This window comes from Candidatus Poriferisodalis sp., assembly GCF_965198245.1.
In the GTDB taxonomy this organism is placed as follows: Bacteria; Actinomycetota; Acidimicrobiia; order Acidimicrobiales; family Poriferisodalaceae; genus Poriferisodalis.
Map to the genome: position 1 here is coordinate 2,642,032 of NZ_OZ240249.1, position 20,710 is coordinate 2,662,741.

General features: G+C 66.5%; 22 protein-coding genes. 12 read left to right on the top strand and 10 right to left on the bottom strand.

Annotated features, from left to right (window positions below):
* Positions 1-9: 9 nt before the first annotated feature.
* Positions 10-333, bottom strand: a complete 324-nt coding sequence (locus ACOCMM_RS11840) for a helix-turn-helix domain-containing protein (protein ID WP_419553348.1) — start codon at positions 331-333, stop codon at positions 10-12.
* 215 nt (positions 334-548) lie between these two features.
* On the opposite strand from ACOCMM_RS11840, the gene ACOCMM_RS11845 reads away from it, so the two are divergent.
* The 9 genes from ACOCMM_RS11845 to ACOCMM_RS11885 all read left to right on the top strand — a co-directional run bounded on the left by ACOCMM_RS11845 (position 549) and on the right by ACOCMM_RS11885 (position 7,594).
* Entirely contained in the window at positions 549-1,256 is a 708-nt protein-coding gene (locus tag ACOCMM_RS11845; RefSeq protein ID WP_419553349.1) for a hypothetical protein, read from the top strand.
* A complete protein-coding gene (locus ACOCMM_RS11850) occupies positions 1,253-2,545 on the top strand; it encodes a CpaF family protein (RefSeq protein ID WP_419553350.1) in 1,293 nt (430 codons plus the stop codon). Before ACOCMM_RS11845 ends, ACOCMM_RS11850 begins: the two co-directional genes overlap by 4 nt.
* 8 nt (positions 2,546-2,553) lie before the next feature.
* Positions 2,554-3,399, top strand: coding sequence for a type II secretion system F family protein (locus ACOCMM_RS11855; RefSeq protein WP_419553351.1), 846 nt, complete (start codon positions 2,554-2,556; stop codon positions 3,397-3,399).
* Positions 3,400-3,406: 7 nt separating this feature from the next.
* Complete coding sequence (locus tag ACOCMM_RS11860) at positions 3,407-4,132, top strand: type II secretion system F family protein (protein ID WP_419553352.1); 726 nt, start codon at positions 3,407-3,409, stop codon at positions 4,130-4,132.
* A 75-nt stretch (positions 4,133-4,207) separates the two neighbouring features.
* Entirely contained in the window at positions 4,208-4,519 is a 312-nt protein-coding gene (locus ACOCMM_RS11865; protein ID WP_419553353.1) for a hypothetical protein, read from the top strand.
* Entirely contained in the window at positions 4,516-4,917 is a 402-nt protein-coding gene (locus tag ACOCMM_RS11870) for a hypothetical protein (RefSeq protein ID WP_419553354.1), read from the top strand. The genes ACOCMM_RS11865 and ACOCMM_RS11870 overlap by 4 nt, the downstream gene beginning before the upstream one ends.
* Positions 4,914-5,363 (top strand): hypothetical protein, encoded by a 450-nt coding sequence (locus tag ACOCMM_RS11875; RefSeq protein ID WP_419553355.1) that lies wholly within the window; start codon positions 4,914-4,916, stop codon positions 5,361-5,363. Before ACOCMM_RS11870 ends, ACOCMM_RS11875 begins: the two co-directional genes overlap by 4 nt.
* Positions 5,353-5,859 carry a hypothetical protein gene (locus tag ACOCMM_RS11880; protein WP_419553356.1) on the top strand — a complete coding sequence of 169 codons (507 nt, stop codon included), beginning with the start codon at positions 5,353-5,355 and terminating at the stop codon, positions 5,857-5,859. Before ACOCMM_RS11875 ends, ACOCMM_RS11880 begins: the two co-directional genes overlap by 11 nt.
* A 73-nt stretch (positions 5,860-5,932) precedes the next feature.
* Entirely contained in the window at positions 5,933-7,594 is a 1,662-nt protein-coding gene (locus ACOCMM_RS11885; protein WP_419553357.1) for a hypothetical protein, read from the top strand.
* Here the strand turns inward: ACOCMM_RS11885 and hemW are convergent.
* The 5 genes from hemW to lepA form a co-directional block, all read right to left on the bottom strand.
* Positions 7,591-8,706: a radical SAM family heme chaperone HemW gene (gene hemW / locus ACOCMM_RS11890; protein WP_419553358.1), complete on the bottom strand. Its 1,116-nt coding sequence runs from the start codon at positions 8,704-8,706 to the stop codon at positions 7,591-7,593. The two genes, ACOCMM_RS11885 and hemW, sit on opposite strands and share 4 nt — an antisense overlap.
* A 7-nt stretch (positions 8,707-8,713) precedes the next feature.
* Complete coding sequence (locus ACOCMM_RS11895) at positions 8,714-9,079, bottom strand: helix-turn-helix domain-containing protein (RefSeq protein WP_419553359.1); 366 nt, start codon at positions 9,077-9,079, stop codon at positions 8,714-8,716.
* 11 nt (positions 9,080-9,090) lie between these two features.
* The gene (gene dnaJ / locus ACOCMM_RS11900; RefSeq protein ID WP_419553360.1) at positions 9,091-10,254 is read right to left on the bottom strand and encodes a molecular chaperone DnaJ; all 1,164 of its coding nucleotides are present in this window, start codon (positions 10,252-10,254) and stop codon (positions 9,091-9,093) included.
* 11 nt (positions 10,255-10,265) lie between these two features.
* Positions 10,266-11,321, bottom strand: coding sequence for a heat-inducible transcriptional repressor HrcA (gene hrcA / locus ACOCMM_RS11905; protein ID WP_419553361.1), 1,056 nt, complete (start codon positions 11,319-11,321; stop codon positions 10,266-10,268).
* A 114-nt stretch (positions 11,322-11,435) separates the two neighbouring features.
* Positions 11,436-13,286 (bottom strand): translation elongation factor 4, encoded by a 1,851-nt coding sequence (gene lepA / locus ACOCMM_RS11910; protein ID WP_419553362.1) that lies wholly within the window; start codon positions 13,284-13,286, stop codon positions 11,436-11,438.
* Positions 13,287-13,420: 134 nt separating this feature from the next.
* Between lepA and rpsT the strand changes: the two genes are divergently transcribed.
* A complete protein-coding gene (gene rpsT / locus ACOCMM_RS11915) occupies positions 13,421-13,684 on the top strand; it encodes a 30S ribosomal protein S20 (RefSeq protein WP_419553363.1) in 264 nt (87 codons plus the stop codon).
* 16 nt (positions 13,685-13,700) lie between these two features.
* On the opposite strand, the gene holA is transcribed toward rpsT, so the two are convergent.
* Genes holA through ACOCMM_RS11935 form a run of 4 tightly spaced genes read right to left on the bottom strand, consistent with a single transcriptional unit; the run spans position 13,701 to position 18,389 of the window.
* A complete protein-coding gene (gene holA, locus ACOCMM_RS11920; RefSeq protein ID WP_419553364.1) occupies positions 13,701-14,672 on the bottom strand; it encodes a DNA polymerase III subunit delta in 972 nt (323 codons plus the stop codon).
* Positions 14,673-14,718: 46 nt separating this feature from the next.
* Entirely contained in the window at positions 14,719-16,590 is a 1,872-nt protein-coding gene (locus tag ACOCMM_RS11925; protein WP_419553365.1) for a ComEC/Rec2 family competence protein, read from the bottom strand.
* Positions 16,577-17,221 (bottom strand): helix-hairpin-helix domain-containing protein, encoded by a 645-nt coding sequence (locus ACOCMM_RS11930; protein WP_419553366.1) that lies wholly within the window; start codon positions 17,219-17,221, stop codon positions 16,577-16,579. Before ACOCMM_RS11930 ends, ACOCMM_RS11925 begins: the two co-directional genes overlap by 14 nt.
* 10 nt (positions 17,222-17,231) lie before the next feature.
* Complete coding sequence (locus ACOCMM_RS11935; protein ID WP_419553367.1) at positions 17,232-18,389, bottom strand: MFS transporter; 1,158 nt, start codon at positions 18,387-18,389, stop codon at positions 17,232-17,234.
* A 140-nt stretch (positions 18,390-18,529) separates the two neighbouring features.
* Here ACOCMM_RS11935 and ACOCMM_RS11940 point away from each other — a divergent pair, with 140 nt between their 5' ends.
* A complete protein-coding gene (locus ACOCMM_RS11940; protein WP_419553368.1) occupies positions 18,530-19,579 on the top strand; it encodes a phosphotransferase family protein in 1,050 nt (349 codons plus the stop codon).
* Between the two features lie 51 nt (positions 19,580-19,630).
* Positions 19,631-20,644: an LLM class F420-dependent oxidoreductase gene (locus ACOCMM_RS11945; protein ID WP_419553369.1), complete on the top strand. Its 1,014-nt coding sequence runs from the start codon at positions 19,631-19,633 to the stop codon at positions 20,642-20,644.
* Positions 20,645-20,710 lie beyond the last annotated feature (66 nt).

Consider the following 20,710-nt stretch of genomic DNA (forward strand, 5'->3'; position numbering starts at 1 on the left):
CCTCGCCGCTCAAGCGTCGTCGGCCGTCTCGGGTACTTCGTCGAGGTCGGACAGGCGCGCTTCGGGATAGAGGTGCTCGAGACTTCCCGGCTCAACCCTGCATTGCTCCACGAAACTGTCCACATCGGAGAGTCGCAACCGGATGACACGGCCGAACCGGTACGCCGGCAGGTCGCCCCGATCAATGAAGCGATACAGCGTCCGAGTGGTGATGCCCATGCGGTTTGCAGCCTTCAGCGTGGACAGCCAGACGATTTCGTCATAGGAGGCCTGGCGCTGTTCCGGGCTCGTTGCGCCATCGTCGCCTGCCCTCGTCGGCTCCTCGGGCATCATCGCACCTCGCTGTCGCTCGGCCGTTGGCGTCGTAGGGCAACCGCCAAGTTCCTCGAAAACCACGCTAGTGCGCTCGCCTCCGGGCAAAGTGCATTTCGACATCGATGATTGATATCGCGCGCTATATCGCCATATTTATTCCACATATTTGGTAAATAACGTGACGTTTCCATAATTTTCTTGTTGTTTCATAGCAGTTTGGCTAGGTTCTCGCCGTGCCCACCGATTCGCTGCTGCCGACCGGTCGCGAGGCCGTCCCCGCGGCCTCTCGCGCCAGCCGCCGCGCCGCACCGGCACACACTTCGATTCGGCCGCGAGTCATCGCGGGCTGCATCCTGTGCGGCGCCGCAGCACTGGGGTTGTGGTGGGCATTCGAGCAGTCGGCAGCGGCACCCGAGACCAGCTACTTCGTCGCACGGAGCCGACTTGCGCCGGGCAGCGTCATCGAGCCAACCGACGTTGCCCTCGTGCCGATCCAACTGCCGCCTGAGGTCTCCGCCACCGTCTTCGGTGACGGAGATGACGTGGTCGGCAACCTCGTTGTCGGGGCCGTGCACGCCGGGCAATTGCTGACGCGTGGCGACGTCGGCTCGCTTGGGTTCGCAAGCGACCGACGCGAGGGTTATGCCGTCTCGGTCGAGCTCGATCGTTCCCGGGCGCTCAACGGCCTGCTCACCGCGGGCGAGCAAGTTGACGTCGTCGCCACCGATCGCGTCCCCCCGAACGGAGCAGTCGTCGTGGCGACCGGTGCCCTCGTGCTCGACGTCGACGGCCTCTCGGGCACGGAGCATCTCTCGAACACGATCACCGTCACGCTGCAGGTGCCCGAACGCGCCGCTGCCGTCTCGGTCGCTGCCGCCGCAGATGCAGGCGCTATCACCCTGATCCGGGCCTGGGGTGCCTCGAATCCCGTCGGGTCATGATCGATCCAGAATCGCTCGCCGAGATTGAACGAGCGGTGTCGGAACGGGCTCGCCACGGCGGACTGGATCCTCGCGCGCCGGGTGCAGATCTCGCCATCATGGCTCTCGCCCACGAAGAAATGCGGCGCTGGAATATCGACTTCAAGCGCGGCGTACGCAGCCATGCAGTCACCGACGCTGATCCAGTGGCGGACCGGATTCAGCGCGACCTGCTGGGCTACGGACCGCTCGAGGCGCTGCTCGCCGATGCCGACGTATGGGAGATCATGGTCAATGCCCCGCGTGAGATTTTCGTCAAGCGTCACCGCGGCCCGAGCGGCCGTCACGACGAGGTCTTCCACGACAGCGAGCACGTCCGGCGCACGCTGACGAGAATCATCGACGACGCGACTGCGTCCCATCGCAAGCTGGATCCGAGCGAGGGACTGCAGGACGCGCAGCTGGATGATGGTGCCCGGCTTCACATTGTCCATCCCGACATCGGCCGCGGCGGCCACCTGATCTTCAACATCCGGAAGTTCACCGGAATCGCTTTCTCGAGCCTGAACGACTTGACAGCGATCGGGACGCTGACCCGCGAGATCGCCGACTTCCTGCGCACTGCTGTGCGTGCCCGGCTGTCGATCCTGTTTGCCGGCGCTCCGGGCACCGGCAAGACGACGCTGCTGGGGTGCTGCGCCGCCGAGCTCGATCCACAGCTTCGTGTCGCGACCGCCGAAGAGGTCTTCGAACTCGACATACCGCTGCCCAACGTCGCCGGTATGCAGACCCGGCCTGGGCGGACCGAGCGCGCACCTGTCGACTTGCGGCGCTTGGTTGCCGGCTTCCTGCGCATGGCGCCCGACGTGGCGATCGTGGGTGAGGTCCGCGACCGCGAGGCAGTTCCCCTGTTGCTGACGCTGTCCAGCGGGGTGACTGGCTACGCCACCATCCACGCCGGATCTGCACGCCAGGCCCTCGGACGGCTCCGGCTCATGTGCCAACTCGCGCCTGACGTGCGTGACATGCCCGTCGCAGCGATCACCCAATTGGTGGCCGAATCGATCGACATCGTGGTGTACCTGCGCCGGAACCCTTCCGGGGTGCAGGTCACCGAGATCGTGGGGGTGGAAGATCCTGCCGGCAGCGGTGACAGCCTCTCGTTCGAGACGACGGTGCTGTACGCAATTGACCGCACCGGCCAGACGCCTGCGAGCACAGGAAACGTGCCACGGCGGGTGGCGTCGCACATCGAATCCGCGGGATTTGAGATGCCAGGCCCTCGCGCACCCGCGGACGCAGCTCAGTGACCGGTCTCGTGTTTACGATCGCCGGCGCGCTGGGCGTCGGGCTGCTGGCGATCAAGAAGGGCGACGTACCGCTCGCCCCACGATGGTTACCCAAGATGGTGCGCCCGACGGGATTGGCATCTCGAAGATCATCAGATCACCTGCTCCGCAGCGTGCTGGGTGCGGTCGCGGCAGCCGTTGCCGGATGGACGGGTGCCTGGATCCTCTTCGGCGGGCTCGTCGCACCTGCACTTGTCGCAGCATTCGGTGCTGCCATCCCCCCGAGTGCAGCTTCGCGACGGCGCCTACACCGTGTCGCTAACGCCCGGCAGGCTTGGCCTCGACTCTTGGCAGAGATTCGCGTCCTCGTAGCCAACCGGGGATTGTCGATCCCTTCCGCGTTGTTCGCTGCGGGAGCTCAAGCCCCCACAGAAATGCGAACGGCGTTCTCCGAAGCAGCACGCACATGGGCGTTGAGCACCGATTTCGAAGCCTCGTTGCGTGTGCTCAAGACATGGCTGGCGGACCCGACAGCGGACGCCATCTGCGAGACATTGCTGGCCGCGCACCAGGTCGGCGGAGTACGGCTCGACACCCGCCTGCGCGCACTGGCCGAGGCTGCACATTCCGAGGCTGCTGCCCGCGAGGACGCTCGCGCCAAACAGGCCGGAGCGCGGTTTGCCCGCAGCTTCGTCGCAGTGGTGCCGGCATTCATGGCCGTGATCGGCTTGAGCATCGGACGCGGTCGACAGGCCTACGAGGCGTCGGACGGCCAATTGCTCGTGGCACTCAGTGTGCTCGCCGTAGTCGGCTGCTGGTTGTGGGCGGGGCGGATCATGGCAGTCCCGTTGCGGAAACGGGTATTTGGCCAATGAGCCTCCAATGAGCAGCGCCGCGAGATCCGGAGGGCGCATCGCGACGCTGCTGGACTCCGATACCGAACTCCGCGCCCGGCTTTCTCAGGCCGGCATTGCCCAATCCCCGTCTGAGTTTCGTACACGGCAGTACGTGATCTGCGGTGCCGTGCTCATTGCATCAGTGGCTGCACTCAGCACCATCGGCGCGAGGCCGTTGCTGGGATTCGCCGGGGCGCTAGCCGCGGCCGCTGCGACATATGGCACGTTTGAGCACCACCTCGGGAGATCGGTTGCCCACCGGCGCACACAGATCATCGAGGAGCTGCCGGTCGTCGCCGAGCAGATCGGCATGCTGCTTGCCAGCGGCATGTCGCTGACCAGCGCCCTCGAAGCAGCGGCACGGCGCGGGCAGGGGATCTGCGCCGCGGGACTGGAACGCGTCAGCACCCACGTCTCGGGAGGAATCGCGGTTGAGGTGGCACTGGCCGAGTGGGCCGACGACGCTGGCTCGGCGGAGATTCGAAGATTCGTCGGCGTGCTCACCCTGCACGAGGAAACGACCGACATCGCGGCGCTGGTATCCGACGAGGCCCGCTCAGCCCGCATGGAGGCCCACCGGCGCCTCATCGCCCACATCGAACGTCGCAACGAGCAGGTGTGGATTCCCGTCACCGTCGCCGCGCTGGTGCCGGGATCTGTCCTGCTGGCGATCCCGTTCAGCGACGCCCTCAGCAGCTTTGCGGCGCTATGAGCCGCCGGTCAGCGCCAGCGAAGCCGGGCGAACCCTCCCAAGGACATGACCGGCATTTATCGAAAGGACAACCCCGTGTACCTCAACACCTTGACCGCTATGTTCGAAACCGCCCTCGCAGTGACGTTCGATGCCTCCGTCGCTGCGCTCAGCGCGGTTTGCGCCAGTGCTGGCATCGTGACACTGGACCGATGGCAGAACCCGGCGATGTTCTGGGCCGCACGCGGCTCCTCCGGGCGAAACGAATGTGGCGAAGGAGTCATTTCAGCGGCCATCGCCGTGCTGATCATCGCCTCGCTCGGCGCCCTCATGTGGGTTGGCTTCAAGGCACTGTGGGAAAACGCGGAGGAGACAACGAATTCTGAAATCGCAAAGATCGGCAAGTGACGCGTGCTCACGATGAAGAAGGCGTCGGTCTCGTCGCATTGCCGTGGGGTGTGCTGGCGTACCTGACGTTTCTCATGCTCGCAGTCCAGGTTGCCGTGCACTTCTACAGCACCTCGATTGTCACCGCTGTCGGCTACGACGCAACGCGCCGGGCTGCGCTCGCGGGCGCTGACCCCGCCTCGATCGTCGATGCCGAGCGCTGGTTGCGCTCGAACATCGGTCCAGGACTGGACATCGTGACGCTGCGTTGGAGCACGACCTCCGAAATCGTCGCCTTGGATCTGGTGGCAAAGCCGCCGAACGTTCTCATCGACGCTTCGGCACTGATCGGATTGCGGAGCATCGAGCGTCGGTTCGAGATGCGACGCGAACTGGCACGCTTCGAGGGCTCCCCGTGATCCGCAGAGGGCGTGATTCCTCAGGCGTCGTGGGGGCAGAAGTGCTGCCGTTTGTGGTGCTCGTCTTCATCGGGGGTGCCTTGGTGCTCGCCCAAGCCTGGGCGGCACTGGATGCGAAGATCGCCGTGATCGCTGGTGCCCGGGAGGCCACGCGGACCTTCGTCGAGCACTCTGGACCTCGCCCCGCACATGCCGTGGAGGCGGCGGTCTCCGCAGGTACGCAGGCGATTTCCGGCTACCGGCTCCACGGTGAGGCCTCCGTTGCGCCGGTCGGTGCAGCCCGGTTGCATCGCTGCGATCGGGTGATGTTCGAAGCGACGCAGGAAGTCCCTCGTATCGCTCTGTTGGGCGGCGGCTGGTCGCCCCTCACGGTCCGGGCTCGCGCCAGCGAGATCACCGATCCCTTCCGGCACGGTCTGGACGGACGGGCACCCTGTGGACAGTGACCCCGTCCGACCAGTGGTCGCTGCACGCCACGAGCCCTCGCCGAAGGTTCCCGGTGACGGCGAGCGGGGCACGGTGCTGCTGCTCGTGCCTACCGGCGTGCTGATCGTGGCACTGCTGGCCAGCATCGCCGTCGACAGCGCCGCTGCGTTCTTGGCGCAGCGTGAGGCCCAAGCAGCAGCGTCCTCGCTCGCGAACGATCTGGTCTCGCTTGGCATCGACGAGGCCGCGCTTCGCCGTCACGGGTCCTACCGGCTCGATGCCTCACGCCTTCGGCATTTGAGTCATTGGGGCCAGCGGATGGCCACCGAGCGGCTGTCCTCAGTTTTCGAACCCGGCTCTGTCTCGGTAGCGGTCAGCGCGGCAGGTTCGAGGGCCGTGCGGGTGTCGGTCTCGGGTTCGGCACGACGTGTCATCGGCTTGATCGGCAACGTGAATGGACAGTCCAACTGGAACGTCTCTGCCGAGGCCATTGGACGCGTACGCCTCTCGGGGTGAACTTACGAGCTGAGCCCCTTACTTCAGGGCAATTCATTTGAATAAGTTTTCTATTCTTTTATAACTTCTGAATGTGCTGAGAAGTCCGACCGTTCGCGACGATGGTTCGGGCAGCGCAATCCTGGTCAAGCACGCCATCGGCGCTGAGCGGCCGCGTTTGCGCCACGAGGCCGGAGTGCTCAACGCCGCTCGCATCGAGGGAGTGGTCGAGTCCGTCGGGTTTGACGAAGTCGATGAGCGATGCGAGCTGCGGCTGCGTTACCTCGAAGCCGCGACGCTTGCCGAGCAGCCGCCCCTGGGTCTGGTCGATCTTCTGGATGTCCTCATCGATCTCGGCACGACACTCGCCGAACTGCATGCTCGAGGCATCCGCCACGGTGCACTCAGGGGCGAGCACGTTCTCGTGGCGCGACCGCGCCGGCCGGTGATCTGTGGCTTCGGGGAAGCGACGGGCCCTGCCGACGACCGTCAGCATCTGCCGGGCACCGATCTCGCTGCGCTCGCTGTTCTCGGGCAGGTAGAACTCGCGCGCACGGATCGTTCGGCGTCGGATCCGACAGAGCGCCAGTTCTGCGGTGATGCGCTTATTGCCTGCGGGGACCTCGCTGCTGTGGCGTCGGCGAGTCCCCACGACAGTGAGGCGTTGATGACGTGGCTCACCCGGCTGCGTCACGTTCGCGACGCAGCCGGACAGGAACATCCGGTGACCACCGATGGCTTCGGATCCCCCCAGGCACGTGTTGCGACGTTCGGACACGAACCAGATGGCCTGCGCGAACGATTACGAGCAGATGTCGCAGCCTCGAATCCGTCAGACGATGTCGCTCGCTTGCCCCATCGTGCGGAGCTTCGAGACCCAACGACGTGGGACCGGCGGCGTGTCGGCGCTTATGCGGCGGCCGCTGCGGCCTTGGCGGTCGCAGCGTTCATCGGATGGCGAGCGCTCGCGGGTGGCGAACCGGATTTGGAGTCTCCTGGCACGGCACCACTCATCGGCTCCCGAAGCAGCCCCGTGAGCTCTGCTGCTACATCCGGTGCCCCCTCGCTTGAGCTCGCTGGCGTCTCGGCAGCTGCCGATGACCACGGCCAAGGCTCGACCGCACTGCCCGATGCCACGATCACCTCCGAGAAGCCCGCGTCCACGGGAGCGACCTTGCTCTACAGCACGGCAACGGCGTATTGCCCCGAGTGGACCGGCGCCGATCTCGATGTTGGCGAGGGCAGAGACGGCTCAGCTGAGCCCAGCGAGCCCCCCAGCACACCACCGCAGAGTGAGGAGGCGAGTGCCCATGCGACGGTCGTGCTATATCACGCCGACGTCCGCGGGGATGGCTGCCCGGTACCCGTCCGCATCGAGATGCCCGCCGCACATCGTCGGTCGGCGGCCGTGCGCACTCCGCACGGTGAATGGACGCTCGGTGCCGATGGTGACCTCGTCGCGGTCGGCGATTGGGACTGCGACGGCCGTTCGACGTTGGCGGTTGTGAAGCCCAGTTCGGGCATCGTCGGCTTCTACGGTTCGTGGCCCCCGCCGGAACGCCACGTCGTTCCAGCTCGCATTGCTGTTGTGCCTCAGCACGCCGACGCTGTGTCGAGGTCGTCGTCGTCGTTCGGCACGGCGCACGATCTTTCTTGCGATGCGCTGGTTGTGCACTATGGCGATCTGCACCTGACGTTGTCCCAACGCGAGCCCGCGGCGGATGCTGCGCTGGTACTGAGCGCGCAGTCGCGCTAGCGCCGCGACGGCAGCTCCAGACGGATTGCCACCTCGTTTGCGACGAGGCGTCCACGAGCGGTCAGCTTGAGACGACCCTGGCTGGCGGGCGTGAGCAGGTGCGCGACGTCGTCGGGAACCGCATCGGCGGGGACACCGGCGGAAGTGCGCAGCGCAAGCTGCAGCGCCTCGATGCGGCTGTCGTCGGAGTCCAGCTCCTCGCTGCCGGCGGTGACCGAAGTTCCCGTCGAGATCGCTGCGATGAACCGCTCGGGTGTGCGAACGCTCCAGTAGCGGCGGCGGTCACGGTGGCTGTGCGCGGCGCAGCCGATGCCCGCGTAGGAGCCCTGTTGCCAATACAGCAGGTTGTGCCGGCATTGCGCGCCGGGCCGAGCCCAGTTGGAAATCTCATAGATCTCGTAGCCCGCCTGATCCAGCAGCTCGTCGGTAAGCAGGTACTTGTCGGCCATGTCGTCGTCGTCGGGATGTCGGGAAGGATCGTCTCCGAGTGCTGTGCCGGGTTCGGGGGTCAGCCCGTACACGCTCAGGTGATCTGGCTCGAGCGCAATGGCCTCGACCAGCGTGCGCTTCCAGTCGGACACCGATTCGGTGAGCGAACCGAAGATCAGGTCCAGATTGAACTGGTCGATGCGCGCATGCCTGACCGCGTCAATCGATGCAGGCACCATCTGCGGATCATGACGTCGGCCCAGCGCCTCGAGCACATGGGGAACCATCGACTGCACTCCGAGGCTGACACGGTTCACGCCCATGCCCGCGTACGCCTGCATTTGGTCCGCCGTGACCAAGTCCGGATTGCACTCGACTGTTACCTCCGCGTCCTCGGTCAGCGGTAACTCCTCCAGCACGTCGGCAAGCAGCGAAGGCTCCACCAGATTCGGCGTGCCGCCGCCAAAGAACACCGATGTCACCGGCGGAAGCTCCCCCGCCAGTTCGTGGGCCTGGCGACGGCAGCTCGCCATGTAGTCGACGATGAGATGGCTGCGATCCGTCCACGTCGCAAATGCGCAGTAATCGCAGCGGTGCGTGCAAAACGGAATATGGCAGTACACGCCGAACTCGGGCGACGTCTCCTGTACTGCGGGAGCCCTGGATCCCCCAGTGTCCCTCACAGGTCCCTCACAGCACGGCCTCAGGGGGAAAGTTGGACGATGCGGGGGTCCGAGCCTCGCTGGGTGTGCGAGGCGGCTCGCGGCCACCAGACACCGGCAGCTCCTGCGGCAACAGGGCAGCGGGGTGTACGCCGTAGATCTCGGCCAGTCGCAGGAGGCGATGCACTCGCAGACCCCGCTGACCGCGCTCGTATGCCCCCAGGATTGATGTCCGGAACTCGCCGCCAGACACCGCCTCCACATCAGCCAGGGATAGCCGCCGCTGGCGACGCATGGCACGCAGCCGCTCTCCTACCAGTGCATCCAACTCCGCTGAGCGGCGCCGGCGGGCAGATCGGACGTCGACTTCGGAGATTCCGGCGTCTGGCTCCATACCGGGAGATCTCAGTGCTTGTGGCGCCGCTTGCGCCGGCCAGCCGGCCGACGGTCGCCGTCGGGTTGGGTCTCGCTCGCCCCCGCAAGTACAGGGTCGGCGTTGCCGTCCACGGGTTCACCGCGCTCGGCAGCGACCTCTTTCAGCTTCACCGCCTCGGACTTCGAGAGCTTCTTCGGGATGTCCACCCGCACCACCACGTGCAGGTCGCCCCGTCCGCGCCCGTTCGCTCGGGGCACGCCGAGTCCGCTCAACCGGATGGTGTCGTTCGGCTGCGTGCCCGCCGCTACAGCAAGTTCCTGCGGCCCGTCCAGCGTGTCGAACGACAGCGTCGTACCCAGCGCTGCCTGCAGCATCGTCACCGGCAGCTCCGCCACCAGGCTGTCGCCCTGGCGCACGAAGACATCAGACTCCAAGACACGGAGATGCACATACAGGTCGCCCGCGGGTCCCCCGCGAGGCCCGACGGACCCGCGGCCGCTCAGTCGAAGCGTGGCGCCAGAATCGACGCCGGGCGGCACACGCACAACGAGCGAGACGTGTTCTGCACGGCGCCCTTCGGCCCGGCACGATCGGCACGGCTCGGCAATCTCCTCACCGATCCCACGGCATCGAGCACAGGGCGCAGTGGTCACCATCTGGCCCAGGAAACTCTGGCGTACCTGGCGCACCTGGCCAATGCCTTCGCAGATGCTGCAGACGGTCGGCGACGTGCCCTCTGCGGCGCCCGAGCCACCGCAATCGTCACACGGAACCAGTGTCCGTACCTCGATCGGCCGGTCGGTACCGAAGACGGCCTCGGCGAAGTCGAGGTCGACGACCGTCTCATGGTCGTCGCCGCGAGGTGGACCTGCCGGGCGGCGCGATCGGCCGCTGCGGAACGGGTTCCCTCCGAAGAAGGACTCGAAGATGTCGCTGAGGTCGAAATCGAACGCGGGTCCGCCCATCCCGCCCCGCAAGCCCTCATGTCCGAAGCGGTCGTATCGGGCCCGCGCCTCCGGATCCGACAGCACGGCGTAGGCCTCGCTGATCTCCTTGAAACGGGCCTCAGCCCCATCGTCGCCGGGATTCGCATCAGGGTGGTGCTCACGGGCTTTGCCCCGGTATGCACGCTTGAGATCGTTCTCGGTAACGTCGCGGCTCACACCGAGCAACTCGTAATAGTCCGCAGGCATCTGTGATGGGTCTATTCCTGGGCCGATCGCGACAAGCCCGCCGGCATATGTGCGCCGTCGCCATCTCCAAGCGAATCCGACAGCCTCCGGCTCACCGTATGCACCGCTGCAAGCGCCTTCGAGTAGTCCATCCGTGTCGGGCCGAGCAGGCCGACGCTGCCGACTGTTCGGCCATCTACCTCGTAGGGCGCAACCACCACCGAGCATTCCGCCAGTGGCTTCATGCCGGTCTCGGATCCGATGGCCACACTGAGACCGCGATCCACCAGGCTTCGCAGCAGCGTCACGACCATCAGCTGCTCTTCCAGCACCGACAAGACTGAACGCAGCGATGACACTGCTTCGAACTGCTCAGTGATCTTGGCCGTGCCACCCACGTAGAGCTCGCTCGGATGCGGTTCGTCGGCAGCCAGGGCGGAGAGGGCCGCGGCCGCCAGTGCATCGGTTGGGGCATCTCCGGTCTCGCGAACCAGCGGCGGCTGCGTACGAGTCCTTCCCACAAGCGCTGCGGCCAAGACCGCAGAGGCTGCACCTGCAGCAGGCCCCTGGGCCGCCGCCTCCAAGTCCGGGTTGCTGTACACGTCGACGTAGGTCCGCTCCACGACGCCCGACGACATCACTAACACCACAAGCAATCGACCGCCGCCGAGGTCCACCAGCTGGGCCGATCGGATGCTGTCGCGGTCGTGGCTCGGCGCGACGACCATCGCTGCATACTCGGTCAGGTCAGACAAGAGGCGGCTGGTGTCGGCGAGCAGCTCCTCGATCTGTCCTTGTGCATGGGCGAAGAACGCACCTACCTGCCGGACGCCTGTGCTGTCCAGGGAACCGGGTCCGAGGCCGTCCACGAAGTACCGGTAGCCCGCCTCAGTCGGCACACGGCCGGCACTGGTGTGCGGCTGCATCAGGTAGCCGCCAGATTCGAGCGCGGCGAGGTCGTTTCGCACGGTCGCGGGTGACACATCGAGACGAGTCATCTCGAGCACCGCTGCGGAGCCGACTGGCTGCGCGCTCTCGATGAAGTTCTCGACCACCGCTCGCAGCACCGTGGCTCTGCGCTCGTCCATCACTCCTCCGCGGCCCGAGCCGCAAGCCTGTCACCATGGGATGACGGCGATGATGTCGATGCTACCGACACCGATTCCGGCCAACAGGGGGACTAGCTGCGCGGGCACGACCGCTCACGTGTCGAGGCGAAGGGCGGACACGAAGGCCTCGTTGGGCACCTCGACACGCCCAATGGCCTTCATCCGCTTCTTGCCCTCCTTCTGCCGCTCGAGCAGCTTGCGCTTGCGGGTGATGTCGCCGCCGTAGCACTTCGACAGCACGTCCTTGCGCTTCGCCTTGACCGTCTCGCGGGCGATGATCCGCCCGCCTATGGCGGCTTGGATCGGAACGTCGAACAGCTGACGCGGGATGAGTTCGGCGAGCTTCGCGGTAATGGCCTTGCCGTAGGGATACGCGCCATCACGGTGACGGATGGCAGAGAATGCATCCACTGGTTCGCCGTTGAGCAGGATGTCAACGCGCACGAGGCGCTCAGACCGGTAACCCGCGTGGTCGTAATCGAGGCTCGCGTACCCCTGGGTACGGCTCTTGAGCTGGTCGAAGAAGTCAGTCACGACCTCCGCCAGCGGCAGCTCGTAGCGCAGCTCGACGCGTTCGGGCGACAGGTAGTCCATGGAGGTCATCGAGCCCCGACGCGACTGGCACAGGTCCATGACCGCGCCCGTGTAGGCAGTCGGCGTCAGCACGGACACGTTCAGCATGGGCTCGGCGATTTCGGCAATCTGAGCCGCGGATGGCAGGTCGGAAGGATTGTCGACCTCCAGCTCGCGATCGTCGTCGGTGTGCACCCGGTAGGCCACCGACGGTGCTGTGGCGATGAGAGACAGTCCGAACTCGCGCTCGAGCCGCTCGCGGACAATCTCCATGTGCAGCAGACCCAAGAAGCCGCAGCGGAACCCGAATCCCAGCGCACCTGAAGTCTCGGGCTCGAAAGTCACGGAGGCGTCATTGAGCCTCAGCTTCGCCAGCGCCTCTCCCAGATCGGTGTACTCGTCGCCGTCGACGGGGTACAGCCCGCAGAACACCATCGGCTTCGGGTCGTCGTAGCCGGCCAGCGGTGCATCAGCCGGCGCCGTGGCCGACGTGACGGTCTCGCCGGAGCGGGCCTCAGCCACGTCCTTGATGCCCGCGATGAGGTACCCGACCTCGCCGGGTCCCAATTCGTCTGTCGGTGTCACCGCGGGCAGGCGCAGTCCGATTTCCTCGCACAGGTGCAGCCCACCGGCATGCATGAACCGCAGCCGATCGCCAGTGCACAGCCGACCATTCATCACGCGCAGCGAGGACACCACGCCTCGGTACTGGTCGAAGTGGGAATCGAAGATCAGCGCCTGAAGCGGAGCTTGCGGATCGCCGCCGGGCGGGGGGATGCGCTCCACAATTGCGTCGAGCAGCGCTGCGACGCCCTCGCCGGTCTTGGCCGAGATCGCCAGCACCTCGCTCGCGTCAATGCCCAGCACGCGTTCGATTTCCGACGCGTACAGATCCGGATCGGCCGCGGGGAGGTCGATCTTGTTGAGCACCGGCACGATGGTGAGATCTGACTCGAGAGCCAGGTAGCAGTTCGCCAACGTCTGCGCCTCGATGCCCTGTGCGGCATCGACAAGCAGCACCACGCCTTCACAGGCCGCCAGCGAGCGGCTCACTTCGTACCCGAAGTCCACATGCCCAGGTGTGTCGATGAGGTGCAGCGTGTGCCCTTGCCAGCTCACCCGCACGTTCTGGGCCTTGATGGTGATGCCGCGCTCCCGTTCGAGCTCCATGGAATCGAGGTACTGGGCGCGCATCGAGCGCTCCTCCACAGCGTCGGTCAATTCCAGGATCCGGTCCGACAGCGTGGACTTCCCGTGGTCGATGTGGGCGATGATCGAGAAGTTGCGGATCGAACCGGGCCCGACACGGTCAGACCCACGGTCAGACCCCTGGGCAGACCCATCAGCAGACGCAGGAGGCACGTGGGGCATCGCAGGCCGCACGGTACCCTGCGAGGCCGGTTTCGGGACAATCCGTGGCTACTCGCCTCAGGACCCGAATACACCCAACCGACTCCCAGCGGGCACGCCTTCGTGGCCGCCACCGAGACAGAGAGCACGCCTTCGTGGCCAACATCAAGAGCCAGATCAAGCGCAACCGCCAGAACGAGACGCGCCGGGTGCGGAATCGAGCCATTCGCTCAGAATTGCGGACGCGCGAGAAGGCAGTCATCGCTGCTGCGGAAGCCGGTGAACCCACCGATGAGCTGATGCGTGCCGTCCAGAAGCGTCTCGACATGGCGGCCGCCAAGGGCGTTATCCACCCCAATGAGGCAGGTCGGCGCAAGTCCCGTCTCGTGGCCCGTTCAACGCAGACCAACGAGGCCTAGACCGCCGCGCTAGCGATCAACGGGCACCGGCCGCGAGCCGCGCGCAGAGAATCTCGGCAACACATCGGGGATCGAGTCCGGACCGTCCGCGCAAGTCCACGTCAGCCGCCGCCAGAAGTTCGACAGCCCTCGCGATCCCCCCGCTGCCGCGCCGCCGGCCGGCGTCAAGCGCCTTGCGGGCCGGAAACGTGGAGCCGCGTAGGCCCAGCACACGAGCCGCCTCCTTCTCGTTCGCAGCATCGGCGCCATCGAGGCGGGCCACGCGGGTGATATGTCCAGCCACGGCTGCCGTGACAGCCAGCGGGTGTCGACCAGCGCCCCACATGCGCCCCAGCACGGCGAGTGCGCCGCCCACATCACCTCGATCGATCGCGTCGGTCAGCTCCCATGGCGGGACGTCACCCTCTGCACCGAGGTACGGCAGCACGTCATCGGGCCCCAAGCGGGCACCTGCGCCGTAGATGGCCTCCAGCGTTTCGATCACGGCTCCGAGGCGGCTGAGTTCCTCCCCGAGATGCTCGGCGATGCATGCTCCAGCACGGGCATCGAACTGGACTGAAGCCTCCGCGAGACGCTCGGTGAGCCAGGTCCGGCGATTGCGCGCCCCGCCGGGCACGTCGGACGCGATCCGCTGGCCACCGGCGGCTTCGGCAGCTTCGACGAGCGCTCGAGGCACACGGGCTGTGTCCCACTCGAGAACGAGATCGGTCGTGGGACACGGATCATCAAGCCAGTCGATGAGCGGGGCGAGCTCCGTGGCACTGAAGCGGCTGAGGCGGCGGCCGACAACGACCCGGTGTGTAGCGAGCATCGGCGGGGTCGATGCCGAGATGACCAGATCGGCTAGCGCGTACTCATCGTCGGAGTACTCGTCAATCACGTCTGCCCGGTTGGCATCGCCGACCAATTCAGAGACCGCCGCACGCACTGCGGTGGCGGTGAGGATCTCGTCCGCGCCGCTGACGAGTCGCACACTTCCACCGGGCATTAGCGACCTGCTCCCCGATGGGTGGCCTGCCCGTGCATCGCCGGGTTCACGGGTCTTGCGCCCACGTATTTGACGCTACTTCGGTCGAGACGCGCAGGCGCTGCGCTGCGGGCTCGACCACGAGGCCGCCGACGGCGACGGGTTCGGTCACTGAGTTGTACGGGACACGGCCTCCGAGGCCCGCCGGTGCGAGAAGATTCGCGATCTCGTGCCGGGCGTCCAATGCCCGCACCGCTTCTCGCCCTGCCCGGCTGGCCGAGCGGGCCACCAGCACGTCGATGTCGTCGACTCCAGCCGTGGCGAGCTGGTCGAGGGCCCGCGCTGCATCTGGACGATCCACGACGACGACGGTGGGGTCGACGCGGTGCACGGACAGATGCACACCCGAGGGAAGCGGCGGCCGGTGGACGCCGGCCACGACCCAGATCCCGATCCCAGCAGCGACAATCGCAAGGCTACGCGGCACGACGCCGTAGGCGCGCAGCAGGTACGCAGCGGCTGCGCAGAGCCCGATGACGGCGACGGCTGCGGCGATCTCCGACGGCTCGATGTGCGGCCAGCCCAGCGCCGCTCCCCATCGGGCCACACCGGCGACCCAACCCATCATGAACCTGGTCGGGATGTGCAGAACCGATGCGACGGCGTCGCCCGCCACGCCCCCCGCCAGACCGCCGATGAGGCCCCAGACCATGGCCGGTCCTGCAATCGGGCCGGCCAAGACGTTGGCGGGGATGCTCACGAGCGGCAGCGAGCCGAACACGGCAAGCTGGACGGGCAGCACTCCCACCTGGGCGCTCAGCGTCGCTGCGAGGGCCAAGCGCAGCCACGACGGGCCCCACAGGAGCCTGGAGATGGGGCGAGCGCCGACCACGATGGCGGCCGTCGCTGCAACCGAGAGCTGAAAACCGACCGAGCGCACCAGCAGCGGATCGACAAGCAGCAGCACGATGATCGCAAGCGCCAGCAGGCGCGGAGCGGATGCCCGCCTGCCGACGGCATGTGCTCCGACTGCCAACGTGGCAAGCACGCACGCCCGCAGCACCGAGGGCTCACCCCTGGTCAGCACAGCGAACTGAGCGAGCAGAACCCCGACAGCGCCAAGCCGGACCCCTGGCCGCAGCCGGACCAGCAGCGGTGCGAACAGCAACAGAACGAACGCCACGTTCGAACCGGACACGGCCAGCAAGTGGGTGAGCGACGTCGCCCGGAAGTCGTGCACGACTTCGGGAAGCTGTCCTCGATCGTCGCCGTAGACGAAGCCGGCAAGCAGCGCTGCATCCCGTTGCGACAACGAATCACTCGACGCCTCGATCAGGCTGCGCATGGAGTTTGCGAGACGGAACGGCGCACTGCCGCCGTCTTGGCGCCAGGCCGTGTGGATCTGGGCGTTCCCCGCAAGATGCCGCGGCCACACGAAGTGCCGGTCGGCGGGCTCTGCGGGTGTCGCGGTTACGCTCAAGAGCCAGCGCTCCCCCAGCGCAGCATCTTCCAGCTTCCACGCAGCGGGGCCGCGTGCGCGGCCTTCCCACCGGAACTGCTCTTGGCCGATGACCTCGCTGAAGGGGACGACCAAGGCGCCCGAGCGCCATCGGGGATCGCCGACCAGGACCGCTTCGCCCTCGAAGTCCCCTCCCACCGCTGCGCTCAACTGGGCGATCTGTTGCCCCATGGCTGCAGCCCCCAGTACCAGCAGGCCGACCGGAACGAGCACACGGGTACGGGTTCGCAGGCCCGCGCCCACGAAGGCTGCCCCCCACCACCACGACACCGAAGGCGCCCACAGTGCACCGGCTGCTGTCGCGACCGCTCCGGTGATCAGCCACCGATCGCCGACAGCGCTGAGGCCCCCGAAGCGCCGGGGCGCCGCTCGCGGCGGACTCGGCGAACTCGGCGGTCTCGGCGGTCTAGACCGTTGCACGGGGCCGGAGCTGGGAGAGCTTGGATGGCCCGATCCCGGGCACCTGTTCCAATGCGTCGAGCGTCGCGAACGGCCCGTGCTCAGCGCGGTACGCAACGATGGCTGCCGCCAGCGAAGGGCCGATGCCAGGCAGTCCCTCAAGCTGCGCCGCCGTTGCTGTGTTCACATCCAGTGGTCCGGACGCATCGGGGCCTGCGATCGAGGCGGCGGGCTGCTCCCCCACGAAGGGCACGTAGACCTGTTGGCCGTCACGCATCCGCTCCGCGAGATTGACCGCCGCTGTATCTGCATCAGCGGTCGGTCCGCCCGCGGCGTCAACCAGGTCGCCCACACGGAAACTCGCCGGCACCTCGTAGAGCCCGGGTTTGGCGACAGCCCCGGCGAGATGGACTCGCAGCATCGAGGGTTGGGTGGTAGCGATGGGCGGCGGCGCTCCCGCTGCTGCCAGCGGCAGGTCGACCGGCTCGGGCGCACCGTGCCGCACACCGGCCAGGAAACCTGCCGCAACAACCGCCCCGATGGCACCGAGCAGCACCAGCACGGGCACCATGCCGACCCGCCGGGCGAATCCGGCGGCCTCGGCCGCTACCGAACGCCAGTCCGTAGAGCGCTCAGCGCCCGGCGCCCGCATGAGTGCGACCCTAGTGAGACAGCGTGATTCCCTTTGGTGGAATTTTCACTGCTTTCAATCTCAGCATGACGATGCCCGAGAGCACCAGGCAGACAACGCCCCAGACACCGAAGAGCCAGCGTGGGCCAAACTGGCCGTACAATGACGGGCCTGCGAAAGCAGCGACGGCAGCCATCGCGAGACCGATTGCCTCGAGCACACCGGTGCCCATCGCCGCCTGTTCGACGCCGGTTGCCTCCAGCACCAGGACCTGTGCACCCATCTCGCTGTAAGACTCCGTGATCGCTTCGGCCACTCCGATTGCGATGAAGGTCCACAAGCCCCCGACCCAGCCGTACAGCACCACCGCGGGCGCGAACAGCACGAGGGCGGGCACGGCGACCCGACCCCCACCGAGACGTTCAGCCAGGGCGCCGGCGTGCGGGGGCAGCAGCATGAACGGGATGCCGAGAATGAGGAGCCCGATTGCGAACTCAGTCGAGGAGAGCCCGAGATCGGTCAGGTACCGATCGACCGTCGCGTCAAACATCCCCACCAGACCCCAGACACCGACGTGCACCAAGATTGCCGCCTGCACACGGGGCCGCCGCAGCAAGATGAGCAGGTCCGAGTAGTCCACGGCGGTGCCGGCGATCGGCGAGTTCGAGATCAGGATTGCGGCGAACGGTCCGAGCAGCGCCATCACGGTGCCGGTGACCAGAAACGGCGCCTCGAAGGAGACGCCGCTGAGCGCCGCGCCGATAAACGGACCGCTGACGAAGCCGGCGACGCCGAATGACAGCAAACCGCCCACCTTGGAGCCGCTGCCGCTGATGTCGTGCCCGATGAGCGCCTTGCGGGCCACCAGACCGAAGAGGCCGAAGCTGACGCCCGCCAAGGCCCGACTGGTCACCAGGGACCATGTCGAATCCGCTAATACGAATCCAAAGGCGCCTGCCACCGCGGAGAGCACCGAAACCCACACCACCGCGCGGTGGTGACCGCGATCCACCAGCGGCGACAGCAGCAGCTGTGACACCAACCCTGCGATGAAACCGACCGCCGCGATGGTGCCCAGTTCGAGGTTGGTGAGGTCGTAGCGATCTTGAAGATCCGCGAGATAGGCGAAGATGACGCCCAGGGAGGCCGTGAGCAAAAACTGCGTCGCATAGACCGTTACGAACAGCACCGGCGAAGCGTATTGGGGCTGGTGCTTGGCTGGACCATTCCCGACTGCCGCCGACACGCCCGCGCTCGCCGCTGGCGGGGCATCGCCCGACCGCCGAGGCCATGATGGAGCGCGACGGGCTTCGACCACGGGAGGGAACGATGGCGTCAGCTGCAGTCGACCCTGCCGGCGATCCGGTTGCGGGAATCGATCCGGTGCCGGTCACGAACTGGCTGGCCGAACGAGCGACGGTCGCGCCGCCGTTGCAGTTCGAGCTCATCACCGGAGGTCATTCGAACCTGACCTACCGCGTCACCGACGCACAGGGCCGGCGTTGGGCGCTCCGACGGCCACCGCTGGCCCACTTGCTGGCCGGCGCACACGACATGGTGCGGGAGCACCGGCTGCTTTCGAGCCTGGCCGATACCGACGTGCCCACCCCGCCGGTCGTCGGTCTGTGCACCGATGCCTCGGTGAATGGTGCCGACTTCTACGTGACCGACTTCGTCGAAGGCAGCGTGCTGCGTTCCCACTCAGAAGCAGATGAACTCAGCCCCGAAGCGCGTAGTGCGCTGTCCGCCCGGCTGGTGGAGTGTCTCGTAGCGATCCACGCCACGGATCTCGACGCCACAGGGCTCGCCGACCTTGGCCGCTCGGCGGACTACGTCGCCCGGCAACTGCACGTATGGCAACGCCAGTTCAACGCCATGACCTCACGTGACCTGCCGATCATCGAACACGTCCACGACAGATTGGTGGCGTCGATACCGCCCCAGACTGATGCCGCGCTGGTCCATGGCGACTACCGCCTCGACAACTGCCTGGTGACCGCGGATGGCGATGTGGCGGCGGTTCTGGACTGGGAGATCGCCACGCTGGGAGACCCGACGGCCGATCTGGGATTCCTGCTGGGTTACTGGGTGGAGCCCGATGACGGTTTCAGCCCCCTGGGCCACAACGCCACTACTGCGGAGGGATTCTGGACCCGTCACCAGCTCGCGAATGCCTACGCAGAGGCAACCGGCCGAGACCTCGGGGCAATCGACTGGCACTTTGCCTTCGCCAGCTGGCGTCTCGCTTGCATCCTCGAAGGCGTCCACGCCCGGTACGTGGGCGGTGCCATCCCAGAAATACCTGCCGAGGTCCACCAGTTCCCGCAGAGCATTGTTGCGCTGGCCGAGCGTGCCGAAGCCGTGCTCGCCGACTGCTGAGCCAACTCGAAGCCTGAGCCAATTCCAACGCGGGCCACTAATGTCCCCGCCATGAAGGTAGACGGCGGCGTCGGAGTCAGCAGCGGATTCGACGACATCATGGAGTCGAGCCGGGAACAAGAAGCGTTGGGTTACGACGGTCTGTGGGTGCCAGAGACCAGCCACGACCCCTTCACCATGCTCCCGCTCATGGCGCATGCCACCTCCACGGTGGAGCTGGGCACCAGCATCGTGGTGGGATTCGCCCGGAACCCGATGTCGCTGGCGTACAGCGCCAACGACATTCAGACGCTTTCCGAGGGCAGGTTCATCTTGGGCCTCGGCAGCCAGATCCGGCCTCACATCACGCGACGATTCTCGATGGAGTGGTCCAAGCCAGCCGCTCGCATGCGCGAGATGATCCTGGCGATCAAGGCAATCTGGAACTGCTGGAACAACGGCGAGAAGCTGAACTTCCGCGGTGACTTCTACGAGCACACACTGATGACGCCGTTCTTCGACCCCGGTGAGAACCCCTACGGCCCGCCACGCCTGGCGCTGGCCGGCGTCGGCCCGCTCATGACCGAGGTGGCCGGCGAGACCTGCGACATGTTCCTCTGCCACGGCTTCACCACCGAGAAATACCTGCGTGAGGAGACCATCCCGGCACTCGAACGAGGCGCCGCGCGGGCTGGCCGCGACCCCAGCGAGATCACGATCTCCGGGCCATCGTTCATCGTCACTGGCAGCACCGAAGAGGACATGACCAAGGCCAAGGAGGCCACCAAGCAGCAGGTGGCGTTCTACGGATCCACGCCGGCGTACCGGCCCGTCCTCGACTGCCACGGCTGGGGCGACATGCAAACCGAGCTGAACGCCATGTCGAAAGAGGGCCGCTGGGTCGAGATGGCCAACCTCGTCGATGACGACATCCTCGACGCCTTCGCTGTGGTTGCCGAGCCAGAGCGCGTGGCCGCTGAACTGAAGCGCCGCTTCGACGACGTTGTGGACCGTGTGAGCTTCTACGCCCCCTACAAGGGCGACCGCTCCCGCTGGGAGACGATCTTCAACGACCTGAAGAGCTAGCGCCAGCGCGCTCGTACGGTCGCTGAAGCACTAGACACAGCAACGAGCTGAAGAGCTAGCGCCAGA